This is a genomic window from Streptomyces sp. NPDC058955, assembly GCF_042741435.1.
In the GTDB taxonomy this organism is placed as follows: domain Bacteria; phylum Actinomycetota; class Actinomycetes; order Streptomycetales; family Streptomycetaceae; genus Streptomyces.
In genome coordinates, this window is the sequence record NZ_JBHYKM010000124.1 from 7,032 (window position 1) to 22,275 (window position 15,244).

General features: G+C 74.4%; 17 protein-coding genes and 1 pseudogene. 14 read left to right on the forward strand and 4 right to left on the reverse strand.

Translation table 11 applies throughout. From position 1 onward, the window contains the following. The 4 genes and pseudogenes from ACFW1I_RS32350 to ACFW1I_RS32365 all read left to right on the forward strand — a co-directional run. Positions 1 to 662 (forward strand): annotated as a pseudogene (locus ACFW1I_RS32350) (NYN domain-containing protein); the annotation flags it as partial. An 11-nt stretch (positions 663 to 673) separates the two neighbouring features. Continuing rightward, the gene (locus ACFW1I_RS32355; RefSeq protein WP_384676631.1) at positions 674 to 1,657 is read left to right on the forward strand and encodes an ABC transporter ATP-binding protein; all 984 of its coding nucleotides are present in this window, start codon (positions 674 to 676) and stop codon (positions 1,655 to 1,657) included. A 67-nt stretch (positions 1,658 to 1,724) separates the two neighbouring features. Then, positions 1,725 to 2,549, forward strand: coding sequence for an ABC transporter permease (locus ACFW1I_RS32360; RefSeq protein ID WP_384676633.1), 825 nt, complete (start codon positions 1,725 to 1,727; stop codon positions 2,547 to 2,549). Between the two features lie 34 nt (positions 2,550 to 2,583). Further along, on the forward strand, positions 2,584 to 3,195 hold the full coding sequence (locus ACFW1I_RS32365) for a DUF2567 domain-containing protein (RefSeq protein WP_384676635.1): 612 nt from the start codon (positions 2,584 to 2,586) through the stop codon (positions 3,193 to 3,195). Between the two features lie 10 nt (positions 3,196 to 3,205). On the opposite strand, the gene ybaK is transcribed toward ACFW1I_RS32365, so the two are convergent. From ybaK to ACFW1I_RS32385, 4 genes are all read right to left on the reverse strand, one after another. After that, complete coding sequence (gene ybaK / locus ACFW1I_RS32370) at positions 3,206 to 3,703, reverse strand: Cys-tRNA(Pro) deacylase (protein WP_319013752.1); 498 nt, start codon at positions 3,701 to 3,703, stop codon at positions 3,206 to 3,208. Positions 3,704 to 3,730: 27 nt separating this feature from the next. Next, positions 3,731 to 4,468 carry an LON peptidase substrate-binding domain-containing protein gene (locus tag ACFW1I_RS32375; RefSeq protein WP_384676637.1) on the reverse strand — a complete coding sequence of 246 codons (738 nt, stop codon included), beginning with the start codon at positions 4,466 to 4,468 and terminating at the stop codon, positions 3,731 to 3,733. A gap of 11 nt (positions 4,469 to 4,479) precedes the next feature. Then, positions 4,480 to 5,526 carry a hypothetical protein gene (locus ACFW1I_RS32380; RefSeq protein WP_384676639.1) on the reverse strand — a complete coding sequence of 349 codons (1,047 nt, stop codon included), beginning with the start codon at positions 5,524 to 5,526 and terminating at the stop codon, positions 4,480 to 4,482. Between the two features lie 112 nt (positions 5,527 to 5,638). Then, positions 5,639 to 7,234, reverse strand: coding sequence for an oxidoreductase (locus tag ACFW1I_RS32385; protein WP_384676641.1), 1,596 nt, complete (start codon positions 7,232 to 7,234; stop codon positions 5,639 to 5,641). Positions 7,235 to 7,450: 216 nt separating this feature from the next. Here ACFW1I_RS32385 and hisD point away from each other — a divergent pair, with 216 nt between their 5' ends. The 10 genes from hisD to ACFW1I_RS32435 all read left to right on the forward strand — a co-directional run bounded on the left by hisD (position 7,451) and on the right by ACFW1I_RS32435 (position 15,141). Then, complete coding sequence (hisD, locus tag ACFW1I_RS32390) at positions 7,451 to 8,794, forward strand: histidinol dehydrogenase (RefSeq protein ID WP_384676643.1); 1,344 nt, start codon at positions 7,451 to 7,453, stop codon at positions 8,792 to 8,794. Next, positions 8,791 to 9,933 carry a histidinol-phosphate transaminase gene (locus tag ACFW1I_RS32395; RefSeq protein ID WP_384676645.1) on the forward strand — a complete coding sequence of 381 codons (1,143 nt, stop codon included), beginning with the start codon at positions 8,791 to 8,793 and terminating at the stop codon, positions 9,931 to 9,933. The genes hisD and ACFW1I_RS32395 overlap by 4 nt, the downstream gene beginning before the upstream one ends. Beyond that, positions 9,930 to 10,523 (forward strand): imidazoleglycerol-phosphate dehydratase HisB, encoded by a 594-nt coding sequence (gene hisB, locus ACFW1I_RS32400; protein ID WP_030492957.1) that lies wholly within the window; start codon positions 9,930 to 9,932, stop codon positions 10,521 to 10,523. The genes ACFW1I_RS32395 and hisB overlap by 4 nt, the downstream gene beginning before the upstream one ends. Positions 10,524 to 10,525: 2 nt before the next feature. Beyond that, positions 10,526 to 10,690, forward strand: a complete 165-nt coding sequence (locus tag ACFW1I_RS32405) for a hypothetical protein (RefSeq protein ID WP_030748301.1) — start codon at positions 10,526 to 10,528, stop codon at positions 10,688 to 10,690. Then, complete coding sequence (gene hisH, locus ACFW1I_RS32410) at positions 10,687 to 11,334, forward strand: imidazole glycerol phosphate synthase subunit HisH (RefSeq protein ID WP_384676647.1); 648 nt, start codon at positions 10,687 to 10,689, stop codon at positions 11,332 to 11,334. Before ACFW1I_RS32405 ends, hisH begins: the two co-directional genes overlap by 4 nt. Beyond that, a complete protein-coding gene (gene priA, locus ACFW1I_RS32415; RefSeq protein WP_384676649.1) occupies positions 11,331 to 12,059 on the forward strand; it encodes a bifunctional 1-(5-phosphoribosyl)-5-((5-phosphoribosylamino)methylideneamino)imidazole-4-carboxamide isomerase/phosphoribosylanthranilate isomerase PriA in 729 nt (242 codons plus the stop codon). Before hisH ends, priA begins: the two co-directional genes overlap by 4 nt. Continuing rightward, positions 12,056 to 12,454: a RidA family protein gene (locus tag ACFW1I_RS32420; RefSeq protein WP_384676651.1), complete on the forward strand. Its 399-nt coding sequence runs from the start codon at positions 12,056 to 12,058 to the stop codon at positions 12,452 to 12,454. The genes priA and ACFW1I_RS32420 overlap by 4 nt, the downstream gene beginning before the upstream one ends. Beyond that, positions 12,451 to 13,206, forward strand: a complete 756-nt coding sequence (gene hisF / locus ACFW1I_RS32425; RefSeq protein WP_384676653.1) for an imidazole glycerol phosphate synthase subunit HisF — start codon at positions 12,451 to 12,453, stop codon at positions 13,204 to 13,206. The genes ACFW1I_RS32420 and hisF overlap by 4 nt, the downstream gene beginning before the upstream one ends. Before the next feature lie 118 nt (positions 13,207 to 13,324). Further along, complete coding sequence (locus ACFW1I_RS32430; RefSeq protein ID WP_384676655.1) at positions 13,325 to 13,912, forward strand: helix-turn-helix domain-containing protein; 588 nt, start codon at positions 13,325 to 13,327, stop codon at positions 13,910 to 13,912. Continuing rightward, on the forward strand, positions 13,909 to 15,141 hold the full coding sequence (locus tag ACFW1I_RS32435) for an MFS transporter (protein WP_384676657.1): 1,233 nt from the start codon (positions 13,909 to 13,911) through the stop codon (positions 15,139 to 15,141). Before ACFW1I_RS32430 ends, ACFW1I_RS32435 begins: the two co-directional genes overlap by 4 nt. Positions 15,142 to 15,244 lie beyond the last annotated feature (103 nt).

The following is a 15,244-nucleotide window of genomic DNA, read 5'->3' on the forward strand; positions in this document are numbered from 1 at the left end:
TTGGTGGGGTCGGAGTTGTTTTTAAGTGAGGGGCTGACGCCGCCGCGGCCCGCAACGGGCGCCCGGCCGACGGGGCCCCCGGCCCCACCGCGGACGGGCACGGACCCGCCGCCGTCCCCGCCCCCGCCGCCGGCCGGACCGTCCCCACCCCCAAGGACCTCGCCGGGCTGCGCCCCGCCGCCCCCTCGCCCGCCCCGCACCCCACCGCGCCCCAGGCGGCCAGCGCCCTGCGCTGGTCCTCCGACCGGGGCTGGGTCGAGCGGCCCCCGACCGCCCTCGGCGAGCCGCCCGAGACGGCCTCGCTGCCCACCCTCGCCCAGCTCACCAGCGCCGAGCAGCGCTGGGCCGACCGCGAGGAGGACATCACCACCGTCGGCGGCGACCCCTTCGAGGTCGGACAGGTGTTTGCCCGGCGGTGGCTGGAACGGCTCCCCGAGCAGAGCCACGTCCAGCGGCTCTCCGTCCTCTACCCCCGCATCCCGCACCGCATCGACGGGGAACTCCTCCGCTACGCCGCCCGGTTCGGCCTCCTCGCCCACAAGGACGACCAGATCGACGAGCACGACCGGTACGCCATCCGCGCGGGCTTCTGGCGCGAGATCGACGTCCGCGCCGCCGCCGAACACGCCCCCGCGCCCGGACCCGGACCGGCGACCCCGTAGGCTCTTCCCCCGTGAGTACGGTGTGCGCGGTGCGGGATCTGGTCAAGACGTACCCCGCCACGCGCGGCGGACGCGGAGCGCCCGCGACCCCCGAGGTGCGGGCCACCGACGGGATCAGCCTCGACGTGCGCGGCGGCGAGATCTTCGGCCTGCTCGGACCCAACGGGGCCGGCAAGTCCACCCTGGTCCGCCAGCTCACCGGGCTGATGCGCCCCGACTCCGGCTCCGTCACGCTGCTCGGCCACGACCTCGTCCGCCACCCCGAGCGCGCCGCCCGCCTCCTCGCCTACCTCGGCCAGGAGTCCACCGCCCTCGACGAGCTGACCGTCGCCCTCGCCGCCGAGACCACCGGCCGGCTGCGCGGCCTCACCGCCGCCGGGGCCCGCGCCGAGCGGGACGCGGTCCTCGACGAACTGGGCCTCGCCGGGCTGGCCGGCCGCCCGCTCAAGAAGCTCTCCGGCGGCCAGCGCCGGCTCGCCTGCTTCGCCACCGCCCTCGTCGGCCACCGGCCCGTCCTCGTCCTCGACGAGCCCACCACCGGCATGGACCCGGTCGCCCGCCGCGCCGTCTGGTCCGCCGTCGACCGCCGCCGCGCCGAGCACGGCACCACCGTCCTCCTCGTCACCCACAACGTCATCGAGGCCGAGACCGTCCTCGACCGGGTCGCCGTCCTCGACCGCGGCCGGGTGATCGCCTGCGACACCCCCGCCGGACTGAAGGAACGCGTCGCCGGCGAGGTCCGCGTCGAGCTGCTCTGGCGCGAGTCCGCCCCGCTCGGCCTCCCCGAGGTCGCCGCCCTGCGCGATCGCGCCCGGGAGACCGGCCGCCGCTGGGTCCTCCGGCTCGCCCCCGACGAGGCCCGCGCCGCCGTCGCCGCGGTCACCGGCGGCGCCGCCTTCGCCGCCCTCGACGACTTCACCCTCGCCACGCCCAGCCTGGAGGACGTCTACCTCGCCCTCGGCGGCGCCGCCCGGGAAGGACTGGTGAAGGCATGAGCGCCGCCCCACCCGCCCCCGGCGTGACCCCCCACGTACCGCACGTCACCCCCAGGAGCTGTCCGCGTTGAGCACCCTGCCCGCCGAGGCCCTGACGGCCGGCGTGCCGGCCGCCCCGGCCCGGGACGCCGAGGAGGCCGCGCCCCTCGCCCCGCCCGCCCGGCTGCTGCCCTCCCTCGCCGCCGTCTACCGGGCGCAGCTCAGCCGCGCCCGGGTGGCCCGCATCCCGCTGCTCTTCGTCGCCACCTTCCAGTCCATCGGGATCATGATCCTGATGCGCGGGGTCGTCGACGGCGGCTCCGAGGCCCGCGCCGTCGTGGCCGGCTCCACCGTCCTCGTCGTCGCCTTCGTCGCCCTCAACCTGCTCGCCCAGTACTTCGGCCAGCTCCGCGCCTCCGGCGGCCTCGACCACTACGCGACCCTGCCGGTGCCGCCCGCCGCCGTGGTGCTCGGCGCCGCCGGCGCGTACGCCTCCTTCACCGTCCCCGGCACGCTGGTCACCGCCGTCACCGGAGCCGTCCTCTTCGGCCTGCCGCTCGGCCACCTGTGGCTGCTCGCCGCCGTCGTGCCGCTCTCCGGCGCGGCCCTCGCCGGGCTCGGCGCCGCCCTCGGCCTGCTCGCCCCCCGCCAGGAACTGGCCACCCTCCTCGGCCAGCTCGGCATGTCCGCCGCGCTGCTCCTCGGCGTGCTGCCGGCCGACCGGATGCCGGCGCCGATCGGCTGGGCCCGCGACCTGCTGCCCTCCACGTACGGCGTCGAGGCGCTGGGCCGCGCCTTCGACCGGCACCCCGACTGGTCGGCCGTCGCCGTCGACCTGTCCGTCTGCGGCGTCGTCGGCGTCCTGTCGCTGGCCCTCGCCACCTGGGCCTACCGCAGGGCCGCGGTCCGCTGAGGCGGGCCACGGGCACACCTGGCACGATGGCGGGGTGACCGCACCCCTGACGCCTCCCCAGCAGCCGCCGAACGATCCCGCGTGGCCCCCGCCGCCCCCGCCCCACCAGGGCCCGGCCGGTGACCCGATCACCGGTGCCGAGGTCGTCCAGGGACTCGTGGTGACGGCGGCCTCGGCGATCGCCGGAGCTGTGCTCGGAGTGCTCTGGGTGTGGCTCGCGCCCACGGTCCAGCTGATCTCCGACGGCAAGGGCGTCTATCTGCGGAACTCCGAGGGGGAGGCCGCGATCGGTGCCGACGGCACCTTCGTCCTCCTCGCGCTCGCCTTCGGCGCGGTCGCCGGGCTCGTCGTCTTCCTCGCCCGCCGCAAGGGCGGCGTCCCGCTCGTCCTGGGGCTCGCCGCCGGCGGCGTCCTCGGCTCGCTGCTCGCCTGGTGGCTGGGGACGGAACTGGGGCCGACCGCCGACGTGGTCGCCCACGCCAAGGCCGTCGGCCCCGAGGTCGTCTTCGACGCCCCCCTGAAGCTCCAGATGGGCGCCGCCGCGATGCTGGCCTGGCCGCTCGCCGCCACCATCGTCCACCTGGTCCTGACCGGGATCTTCGGCCCCCGCGACCCGGAGCACCCCTGGGACCCGTACAAGCGCTGAGCGCCCCGGGTCAGCCGCGGCCGATGGGGGCCAGCACCGCCGAGGTGAGCGCGGCCAGGTCGGCGGGGGAGAGCTCGACCTCCAGCCCCCGCCGGCCGGCCGAGACGCAGATCGTGCCGTGCTCCGCCGCCGAGGAGTCGAGGACGGTACGCAGCCGCTTCCGCTGGCCCAGCGGGGAGATCCCGCCCCGGACGTAACCGGTCGTCCGCTCGGCCGCCGCCGGGTCCGCCATCGCCGCCCGCTTGCCGCCCACCGCCGACGCCAGCGCCTTCAGGTCCAGCTGCCCGGCGACCGGCACCACCGCCACCGTCAGCTCCCCGTCGACGTCCGCCACCAGCGTCTTGAAGACCCGGTCGGGCGTGACGCCGAGCGCCTCGGCCGCCTCCTCGCCGTACGACGGGGTCGCCGGGTCGTGCTCGTACGCGTGCAGCGTGTACGCCGTGCCGGCCGCGGCCAGTGCCACCGTCGCCGGGGTGCCTCCGCCGTTCTTCTGCTTCTTCTTCGCCACCGGGACCTCCGCGGTTCCCTCGGTCCGTCAGTTCGGGTAGGTGGGCGCCTGGGTCAGCTCCACCGCCGGCAGCGACGGGAGGTGCCGCAGCACCGCCGTCTCCGCGCGCAGCAGCGCCAGCTCCTCGCGCAGCCGGACCGTGGTGTCCGGCGCCTCCAGGAGCCGCTGCTTCGTCGGCACGTCCACCATGGCCGCGGCCGCGACCAGGTACGACACCACCGACGGGTCGTCGGGCAGCTCCGAGGTCGTCAGCGACCGCTCCCGCGCCCCCGCCAGCCGCTTCTGGTACGCCCGGAAGGCCCGCAGCACCCCCTCGGCCAGCGCCTCGGCCTCCTCGCCGGACTCCTCCGGAAGCTCCTCGGTCTCGGCCGTCAGGAACGGACCGCTGGCGTCCACCGAGCGCAGCCGCACCCGGCTGGTGCCGGTCACCATCACCTCGTACGAGCCGTCCCCGCGCTGCCGGATGCTCGCCGCGTCCGCGACGCAGCCCACCGGGTGGAAGCTCCGCAGCGGGTCGGGGCCGAAGCCCGCGGCCGGGCCCTTCTCCGGCAGCGCCGTCGGGTCCGGCATCCCGGGCGCGGTCGGCGCGACCTCGTACCCGTCCCGGATCGCGACCACGGCGAAGCGCCGCGGCTCGGAGGCGTCGATGTCGAGCAGGGCGCGCATCATGGCGCGATACCGCTCCTCGAAGACGTTGAGCGGCAGCACGAGGCCCGGGAACAGCACCGCGTTGAGCGGGAAGAGGGGCAGGCGAGCGGTGGTCACAGCGGCCAAGCCTAATGGCCGCGCGGACCGCTCCGTCCGGGGATTGCGCGCGCGGGTCCCCACAGCGGAGTCCGCCGCGCCAGCTCGGCCCGCGTCCGGTCCCGGGTGGCCAGGAACCGCCGCAGCGGATCGTGACCGCCTACCGCCCACGGGAAGGAGGTCGCGTACGGCCCCGTCCGGCCGAACTCGGCCAGCGCCTCCGCCCACCGCCCGCGCTCCACCAGGACGTACGCCAGCAGGTTCCGCACCTCGGCCGGCCACGGGTCGCCCGCCGCGAACTCCGCCGACAGCGCCCGGCCCCGGTCCGCCGCCCGGTCGATCCGCTCCCCGTCCGCCACCGGCCCGGCCGCCGGGGCCCGCCCCGCACCGGGCAGCGGGCGCAGCCCCTCGTAGGCGGCGCGCACCGGCAGCGCCCGCACCAGCGAGCCCGGCGCCGCGTCGTCGGCGGCCTGCTCCGCGAAGTCGAAGGCCGCCCGGTGCGAGCCGTACCACTGCGCCGACAGGTACTTCAGCGCGGCGACGTGGCAGCCGTAGTGGTGCGGCGAGCGGAGCAGGGCCTGCTCCCACAGCCGCTCGAAGACCGCGTGCCCCGCGTGCGCCCCGCGCGCGTGGTCCAGCGCGAGCCGCCACGGCACCGGATCGCGCCCGGACTCCTCGGTGAGCGGCCGCAGCAGCGGGTCCAGCTCGCGCAGCCGCTCGGCGCGGGCCGGCGACTCCCAGGCCCGGCGGACCGCGAGCTGCGCCGACACCAGCAGGGCGTCGGCGTCCCGCGGGGCGGCGGCCTCCCACCGGTCCAGCCACTCGCCGCGGTGGTACGCGAAGGCGGCGAGCCGCCCCACGTAACGGTCCCGGTCCTCCCACTCGCCGGCGTCCCGGGTGGTGGCGAGCAGCTTCGCCGCCGGCTCGGGGTCGCCGAGCGCGGCCGCCACCAGCGCGGGGGCGAGCCGGTCGTCCGGAGCGTCCAGCAACACGTCGTCGTCCGGCGTCAGCCCGGCGGCGAGGCGCGGGGCGTGCCGGGCCGAACGGACGGTGCCGACCAGGGCGCGGAGGAAGGACATGGCAGGACGTATCTTCCCACCGGGGGACCCACCGGGCGCGCCGCGCAGGGCTCCCTTCACCCGGATCTCACCCGGTCTCCCCCCGGCCGTCACGCACCCCGGCGCGCCCCCGTCAGCCGCGCCGCAGCAGCCGGGTCGCGCCCGCCGCCACCGTCGTCGCCAGGATCCAGCCGAGCAGGATCAGCACCGCCGCCGTCCACTGCCAGCCGCCCTCCAGGCGCCAGTAGCCGTCCTGGCCGAGCGTGATCACCGGCAGCAGCAGGTCCAGGGCGTACAGCGTGCCGTTCCACGCCGGGCCCTCGCCCTCCTTGATCGGCACCGGCTCGTACCGGGAGAAGGCCAGCGTGCCCGCCGCCCACAGCACCGCCATCCACAGCGCCGCCCGGCCCGGCCGGTAGCCGTACGCCACCGTCCAGTCCTGCACGTACCCCCACAGCTTCCCGGCGACCGGCAGCGTCTCCCGTCTGCGCCGCTGCTTGGCGAGCAGCACCTCCCGGGCGTCCGCGTCCTCTCCGCTGTTGCGCAGCACGGTCGCGAGCCGCTCGTACGGCTCCGGCGCGTACTCCGGGGTGGCCGCCGCCACCCACTCGATCCGCCGGGCCAGCGGGAAGTGCCCGTACGGCACCAGGTTCTCGTAGACGAACCCGCTCATCGCCAGTCCGCCCGGGCCCGGCCAGCTGGTGGACAGGTCGATCAGCGTCACCACCTTCGCGCCGTTCAGCACCACCCGGCCCTCCTCCGGGCGCTCCCCGTTGAACCTCAGCTCCGGGGTGACGATCCGGCGCAGCGACAGCTCCTCCCGGCGCGCCCCGCTGAGCAGGAAGCGGGCGTGGTTCAGGTCCACCGCGTCGCCGAACCGGCCGTCGTCCAGCCGGACCCCGCCGTGGAACTCGGCCGGCTTCCGCCGGGCGTCCCGGACCGGCGCCACCCCGTACGGCGGGGTGGCCGTGGACTGGCCGCCGCCCTCGTACACCCAGGCCGCGTTCAGGTAGAGGGTCCGCTCGACGGTCAGCTGCGGCGCGTTCAGCGCGCGGCGGCCCCGGTCCGAGCGGAGCACGCTGCCGCGCAGGCTGAGCGAGACCCCGACCTTCGCCCCGCGCAGACTGAACTCGCCGTGCGTCTCGACCAGCTCGGCCTGGAGGTCCTGCGCCACCACCATGCCGTCCGCCGTGATCGCCCGGCCGCGCCCGTCCGGCCACACCTGGATCTGGTTGATCAGCAGGTCCGTGCCGATCTGGGCGTCCGTCAGCCGGATGCCCCGGCTCACCCGGCAGCGCGGCAGGTGCAGATCGCCCTCGGTGTGCAGCCGGGCCGCCTCCAGGCGGGGCAGCGCGCAGCCGACCATCCGCAGGGTGCCGAACCGGGCCTCGGGCAGCACCACCTCGTTGTCGAAGCGGCAGCCGTGCAGCTCCACGTACGGCGCTATGGACCCGCCGGCCAGGTCCAGCACACCGGTGATCCGCACCCCGCGCAGCTTCAGCGCGGTCACCCGGCCCGGCCGGGCCGGCGGCCCGTCGAGCAGCAGCGCCGCCACCACGTCGGCGCGCACGCTCCGCTCCGGCCCCCACGGGACCTCCCCGAACGGGTCGTCCCGCTCCGCCACCCCCTCCGTCAGATCGCAGGTCCTGCCGATCCGGAACGCCAGCCACACGGCCCGCTCCGGGCTCGTGAGACCGTCCGGCATCCCGTCGTCGTGCGGCTCGGTCACTGCCGCCCCCTCGCTCTCCCCGATGCGCTCCCACCACTCCGCTTCCCGGGGATGGTGGATTCGTACAGTCGTTCTTCCCGGACTGTGACGGGCTGAACGCTAACGGTCAGGAGTGGCGAGGAGACGCCACTGGGGCGCGTATCGACGTGCGGCAAGCCGAGTATCAGCCAGTGATACGGGAGTCCGGGCCGAAGGGCCGTCTGAGAGAATTGACCCGTGATCTCTCGAATCGATCTGCGCGGCGAGGCCCTCCCCGAGGGTTCCGCCCTGCGCGACCTGCTGCCCCGTGCCGAGTTCGACGTGGAAGCCGCCCTGGAGAAGGTGCGGCCGATCTGCGAGGACGTACGGCATCATGGCGCGGCCGCGGTGATCGACTACGGGGAGAAATTCGACGGCGTCCGCCTGGACCGCCTGCGCGTCCCCGCCGAGGCGATCGCCCGCGCCCTCGACGAGCTCGACCCGGCCGTCCGCGCCGCCCTGGAGGAGTCCATCCGGCGCGCCCGGCTGGTCCACCGCGACCAGCGCCGCACCACCCACACCACCCAGGTGGTGCCCGGCGGCACGGTCACCGAGAAGTGGATCCCCGTCGACCGCGTCGGCCTGTACGTGCCGGGCGGCCGCGCCGTCTACCCGTCCTCCGTCGTGATGAACGTGGTCCCGGCCCAGGAGGCCGGCGTCGAGGGCATCGCCGTCTCCTCCCCGCCGCAGAAGGAGTTCGGCGGACTGCCGCACCCGACGATCCTCGCCGCCTGCGCCCTGCTCGGCGTCGACGAGGTGTACGCGGCCGGTGGCGCCCAGGCCATCGCCATGTTCGCGTACGGCACCGCCTCCACCGCCGACGAGCCCGGCTGCGAGCCCGTCAACCTGGTCACCGGCCCCGGCAACATCTACGTCGCCGCCGCCAAGCGCCTCCTCAAGGGCCGCATCGGCATCGACGCCGAGGCCGGACCGACCGAGATCGCCGTCCTCGCGGACTCCACCGCCGACCCGGTGCACGTCGCCGCCGACCTCATCAGCCAGGCCGAGCACGACCCGATGGCCGCCTCCGTCCTCGTCACCGACTCCCCGGAGCTGGCCGGGGCCGTCGAGGCCGAGCTGAAGGCCCAGGTCGCCGTCGCCCGGCACGTCGAGGACCGGATCGCCCCGGCCCTGGCCGGAAAGCAGTCCGCGATCGTCCTCGTCACCGATCTGGAGGACGGCCTCAAGGTCGTCGACGCCTACGGCGCCGAGCACCTGGAGATCCAGACCGCCGACGCCGCCGCCCTCGCCGACCGGGTCCGCAACGCGGGCGCGGTCTTCGTCGGCCCCTGGGCGCCGGTCTCCCTCGGCGACTACTGCGCCGGCTCCAACCACGTCCTGCCCACCGGCGGCTGCGCCTGCCACTCCTCGGGCCTCTCCGTGCAGTCCTTCCTGCGCGGCGTGCACATCGTGGACTACACGCGCGACGCGCTGGCCGACGTGGCCCACCACGTGGTCACCCTCGCCGAGGCCGAGGACCTCCCGGCCCACGGCGCCGCGATCAAGGCAAGGTTCGGCTGGAAGGTGCCCGAGAGCAAGTGAGCGACACCCGCGACACGAACGACACCATCGGCATCGACGACCTGCCGATCCGCGAGGAGCTGAAGGGCCAGTCGCCCTACGGCGCCCCCCAGCTCGACGTGCCCGTCCAGCTGAACACCAACGAGAACCCCTACCCGCTGCCCGAGCCCCTGGTGGCCCGGATCGCGGAGCGGGTCGCCGAGGCCGCCCGCGGCCTCAACCGCTACCCCGACCGGGACGCGGTGGAGCTCCGCACCGAGCTGGCCCGCTACCTCACCCGTACCGGAAAGCACCCGGTCTCCCGGGAGAACGTGTGGGCCGCCAACGGCTCCAACGAGGTCCTCCAGCAGCTGCTGCAGACCTTCGGCGGACCCGGCCGCACCGCGATCGGCTTCGAGCCCTCGTACTCGATGCACGCCCTGATCGCCCGCGGCACCGGCACCGGCTGGATCTCCGGCCCGCGCAACGAGGACTTCACCATCGACGTCGAGGCCGCCGAGGCGGCCGTCGCGGAGCACGCGCCCGACGTCGTCTTCGTCACCTCGCCCAACAACCCCACCGGCACGGCCGTCGAGGCCGAGGTCGTGGTGCGGCTGTACGACGCCGCCCAGGCCGCCAAGCCCTCGCTGGTCGTGGTGGACGAGGCGTACGTGGAATTCAGCCACCGGGACTCGCTGCTGCCCCTCCTGGAGGGCCGGCCGCACCTGGTGGTCTCCCGGACCATGTCCAAGGCGTTCGGCGCCGCCGGGCTCCGCCTCGGCTACCTCGCCGCCCACCCGGCGGTGGTCGACGCCGTCCAGCTGGTCCGCCTGCCGTACCACCTCTCCGCCGTCACCCAGGCGACCGCGCTCGCCGCCCTGGAGCACACCGACACCCTCCTCGGGTACGTCGAGCAGCTCAAGGCCGAGCGCGACCGCCTCGTCGCCGAACTGCGGGCCGCCGGATACGAGGTCACCGAGTCCGACGCCAACTTCGTCCAGTTCGGACGCTTCGACGGAGCCGCCGGCTCCCACGAGGCGTGGCGGAAGATCCTCGACCGGGGCGTCCTGGTCCGGGACAACGGCGTACCCGGCTGGCTGCGGGTCACCGCCGGCACCCCCGAAGAGAACGACGCGTTCCTCGACGCGGTTCGTGAGCTGAAGAAGGAGCAGAACGCATGAGCCGCGTAGGCCGCGTGGAGCGCACCACCAAGGAGACGTCCGTCGTCGTCGAGATCGACCTCGACGGCACCGGGAAGGTCGACGTGTCGACCGGGGTCGGCTTCTACGACCACATGCTCGACCAGCTCGGCCGCCACGGTCTGTTCGACCTCACCGTGAAGACCGACGGCGACCTCCACATCGACTCGCACCACACCATCGAGGACACCGCCCTCGCCCTCGGCGCCGCCTTCAAGCAGGCCCTCGGCGACAAGGTCGGCATCTACCGCTTCGGCAACTGCACGGTCCCGCTGGACGAGTCCCTCGCCCAGGTCACCGTCGACCTCTCCGGCCGCCCCTACCTGGTGCACACCGAGCCCGAGAACATGGCGCCGATGATCGGCTCGTACGACACCACCATGACGCGCCACATCCTGGAGTCCTTCGTGGCCCAGGCGCAGATCGCGCTCCACGTCCACGTGCCGTACGGACGCAACGCCCACCACATCGTCGAGTGCCAGTTCAAGGCGCTCGCCCGCGCCCTCCGCTACGCCTCCGAGCGCGACCCGCGCGCCGCCGGAATCCTCCCGTCCACGAAGGGCGCGCTGTAACCGTGACCGGTCTCTCCACCATCCTGATCGTCGTCGGGCTCTTCCTGCTCGGCGGCATCTACTCCTTCGTCAAGCAGCAGATGCCCAAGGGCCTCATCGTGCTGCTCTCCATCGGCGCCGCCATGTGCCTGACCGCCGGCGTGCTGCGACTGGACGTGTGGTCATGACGGTGAACACCCCCAAGAAGGTCGTCGTCTTCGACTACGGCTTCGGCAACGTGCGCTCCGCCGAGCGCGCCCTCGCCCGGGTCGGCGCGGACGTCGAGATCACCCGCGACTACGAGAAGGCGATGAACGCCGACGGACTCCTCGTCCCCGGCGTCGGCGCCTTCTCCGCCTGCATGCAGGGGCTCAAGGAGGCCCGCGGCGACTGGATCGTCGGCCGCCGGCTCTCCGGCGGCCGCCCCGTCATGGGCATCTGCGTCGGCATGCAGATCCTCTTCGAGCGCGGCATCGAGCACGGCGTCGAGACCGAGGGCCTCGACGAGTGGCCCGGCACGGTCGAGCCGCTGAACGCCCCCGTCGTGCCCCACATGGGCTGGAACACGGTCGACGCGCCCGAGGACACCGAGCTCTTCGCCGGCCTGGACGCCGACGCCCGCTTCTACTTCGTGCACTCCTACGCGGTGCGCGAGTGGACGCTGGAGGTCGGCAACAAGAACATCCGCGCCCCCAAGGTCACCTGGGCCACCCACGGCGAGCCCTTCGCCGCCGCCGTGGAGAACGGGGCCCTGTGGGCCACCCAGTTCCACCCCGAGAAGTCCGGCGACGCCGGAGCCCAGCTCCTCACCAACTGGATCGGAACCCTGTGAGCACTCTCGAACTCCTCCCCGCCGTCGACGTCCGCGACGGCCAGGCCGTCCGGCTCGTCCACGGCGAGTCCGGCTCCGAGACCTCCTACGGCTCCCCGCTGGAGGCCGCCCTCTCCTGGCAGCGCTCCGGCGCCGAGTGGCTCCACCTCGTCGACCTGGACGCCGCCTTCGGCACCGGCGACAACCGCGACCTGGTCCGCCAGATCACCGAGGCCATGGACATCAAGGTGGAGCTGTCCGGCGGCATCCGCGACGACGCCTCGCTCGCCGCCGCCCTCGCCACCGGCTGCACCCGCGTCAACCTCGGCACCGCCGCCCTGGAGACCCCCGAGTGGGTCGCCAAGGTCATCGCCGAGCACGGCGACAGGATCGCCGTGGGCCTCGACGTGCGCGGCACCACCCTCAAGGGCCGCGGCTGGACCAGCGAGGGCGGCGACCTCTACGAGACGCTGGCCCGCCTCGACTCCGAGGGCTGCGCCCGGTACGTCGTCACCGACATCGGCCGCGACGGCACCCTCACCGGCCCCAACGTCGAGCTGCTGAGGAACGTCTGCGCGGCCACCGACAAGCCCGTCGTCGCCTCCGGCGGCGTCTCCTCCCTGGACGACCTGCGCGCCCTGGCCGGGCTCACGCACCTGGGCGTCGAGGGCGCGATCGTCGGCAAGGCGCTCTACGCCAAGGCGTTCACCCTGGAGGAGGCCCTTCAGGCGGTGGCGTCCGCATGACCGACTCCGTGCGCAAGGTCGTCACCGGCGCCCCGTGGGAGGAGCAGTTCGGCTACTCCCGTGCCGTCGAGCTGCCCAACGGCACGGTCCTCGTCTCCGGCTGCACGTCGGTGATCGACGGGGCCATCGCCGACGGCGGCCCGTACGAGCAGACCGTCAACTCCTTCAACGTCGCCCTCGACGCCCTGAAGCAGCTGGGCCTCGGCGCCGAGGACGTCGTCCGCACCCGCATGTACATCACCCACGCGCGGGACGTGGACGAGGTCGGCCGCGCCCACAAGGAGCTGTTCGACGCGGTCCGTCCGGCCGCGTCGATGATCATCGTCTCCGGCTTCGTCGACCCCCGCCTGGTGGTCGAGGTCGAGGTCGAGGCGTACAGGAGTGATGCGGCATGAGCCTCGCCGTACGAGTGATCCCCTGCCTGGACGTGGACAACGGCCGGGTCGTCAAGGGCGTCAACTTCCAGAACCTGCGGGACGCGGGCGACCCCGTCGAGATGGCCAAGCTGTACGACGCCGAGGGCGCCGACGAGCTGACCTTCCTCGACATCACCGCCTCCTCCGGCAACCGGGAGACCACCTACGACGTGGTGCGCCGCACCGCCGAGCAGGTCTTCATCCCGCTCACCGTCGGCGGCGGCGTCCGCTCGGCCGACGACGTCGACAAGCTGCTGCGGGCCGGCGCGGACAAGGTGGGCGTCAACACCGCCGCCATCGCCCGCCCCGAGCTGATCCAGGAGATCGCCGAGCGCTTCGGCCGCCAGGTCCTCGTCCTGTCGGTCGACGCCCGGCGCACCGCCTCCGGCTCCTTCGAGGTGACCACGCACGGCGGCCGCAAGGGCACCGGCATCGACGCCGTCGAGTGGGCGCACCGGGCCGCGGAGCTGGGCGCGGGGGAGATCCTGCTCAACTCGATGGACGCGGACGGCACCAAGGACGGCTACGACACCGAGATGATCGCGGCCGTGCGCACGCACGTGACCGTGCCGGTGATCGCCTCAGGCGGCGCCGGCAAGCTCGGCGACTTCGCCCCGGCCGTCGCCGCCGGCGCGGACGCGGTGCTCGCCGCCTCGGTCTTCCACTTCGGCGATCTGCGGATCGGCGAGGTCAAGGGAGCGCTGCGGGAGGCGGGGCACGAGGTCCGCTGAGGTCTCGTTCCGCTTGTGGGAAGGGCCCCCTCGGGGGCCCTTTTTGCCGTCCGGATGCGAAAGAGAATTTGTGCAATTCTCGTTGCGCAAGTTTTCTTTCGCATCTACGGTCGTGGACATGACCTCCTCCGAGACCCGCCGGATCACCGACCTCGGCACCCTCAAGGCCATCTCGCACCCGCTGCGCATGCGCCTCTACCGGGCCCTCTTCGTCGCCCGCACCGCGACCGCCTCCCAGCTCGCCGAGCAGGTCGACGAGGCCGTGTCCCTCGTCAGCTACCACCTGCGCAAGCTCGCCGACGGCGGACTCGTCGAGGAGGCCGAGGCGCAGTCCGCCGACGGACGCGAACGCTGGTGGCAGCCCAGCTCGTACGGGTTCGGCATCCACGAGGAGGACGTCAAGGACGCCCCCGAGCTCGCCGCCGCCAGCGCCGCCTTCGGCCGTACCGTCAGCGAGCAGCGCGCCGAGATGTACGCCCGCTTCCTCGACGAGCGGCACACCTGGTCCGACGCGTGGCGCTCCGCCTCGATCAGCTCCGAATGGCTGCCCCGGCTCAACGCCGCCGAACTCACCGCCCTCGGCGCGGAGCTGGAGGCCGTCCTCCGGAAGTACGACCAGGCCGCCCGCGCCGCCGAGGCCGCCGGCGACACCGAGGGCCGCGAGAACGTCGCCGTCCACCTCCACGGCTTCCCCTACCGCCCGTGACCGCGCTCACCGAGGCCGCCGCCCCCGCCCACCGCAGCCCCCAGGTCCTGCGCTGGCTCGGCGCCTACACCGCCTCCACCCTCGGCGACAGCGTCTTCTACCTGGCCCTCTCCTGGTCCGCCGTCAGCGGCGGCACCCCCGCCCAGGCCGGGCTCGTCATGGCCGTCGCGGCCGTGCCCCGCGCCCTGCTCATGCTCTTCGGCGGAGTGATCGCCGACCGGCTCGGCCCGCGCCGGGTCGTCATCGCCTCCGACGCCGTCCGCTGCCTGGTCACCCTCGGCCTCGCGGCCGCCCTCTTCCTCGCCTCGCCCGGCCTCTGGGCGCTCGCCGCCGTCGCCCTCGTCTTCGGCACCGTCGACGCCCTCTTCCTGCCGGCCGTCGGTGCCCTGCCGCCCCGGATCGCCGCACGCGACCAGCTCGCCCGCGTCCAGGGCATGCGCGGCCTCGCCTACCGGACGGGCGCCATCGTCGGCTCCCCGCTCGGCGGCCTCGCCGTCGCCGTCGGCGGCACCGCCACCGCCTTCGGCATCGCCGGCCTGCTCTTCGCGTTCTCCCTGCCCCTGCTCGCCGCGCTCAGGCTCCACCCGCTGCCCCGGGAGGAGGAGGCCCGCGACGGCACCGCCCTGCGCGGCCTCGCCGACGGCCTGCGCTACCTCCGCGGCCACCGGGTGCTCGGCCCGCTGATGATCGTCGTCCTGCTCTCCGACCTCGGCTTCGTCGGCCCCCTCAACGTCGGCCTCGCCGTCCTCTCCGAGCAGCGCGGCTGGGGCGCCTCCGGCATCGGCTGGGTCCTCGCCGGCTTCGGCGTCGGCGCGGGCGCCGCCTCCCTGCTGCTGACCGTCAGGGGCCACGTCCCCCGGACCGGCCTCGTCATGGGCTGGACCATGATGATCGGCGCCGGGTCGATCGGCGCCCTCGCCTTCCTGCCCCAGCTCGCCCTCGCCGTCGCCGTGGCCCTCTCCGTCGGCCTGCTCGCCGGACTCTCCGGCGCCCTGTGCAACGCCCTGATCCAGACCGAGTGCGACCCCGCGTACCTCGGCCGGGTGAGCGCCGTCGCCAGTCTCGGCAGCCTCGGCATCGCCCCGCTGAGCTACCCGGTCACCGGCGCCGCCATCGGCGCCTGGGGCCCCGGCCCGGTCTTCGTCGTCAGCGCCGCCGTCTGCGCCCTGTCCGGCGTGTACGCCCTCGCGGTCCGCGCGGTCCGCCGCGCCGAACTCCCGAAGGGTTAGATCCCCGGGCCTAGAGCGTGTCTCTTTGATCGGCTGGTCGGTTGATCGGATGTGTCCGTCCGGTTAGTAATCACTGATGCGATGTGGGACCGGATCGAGCCGT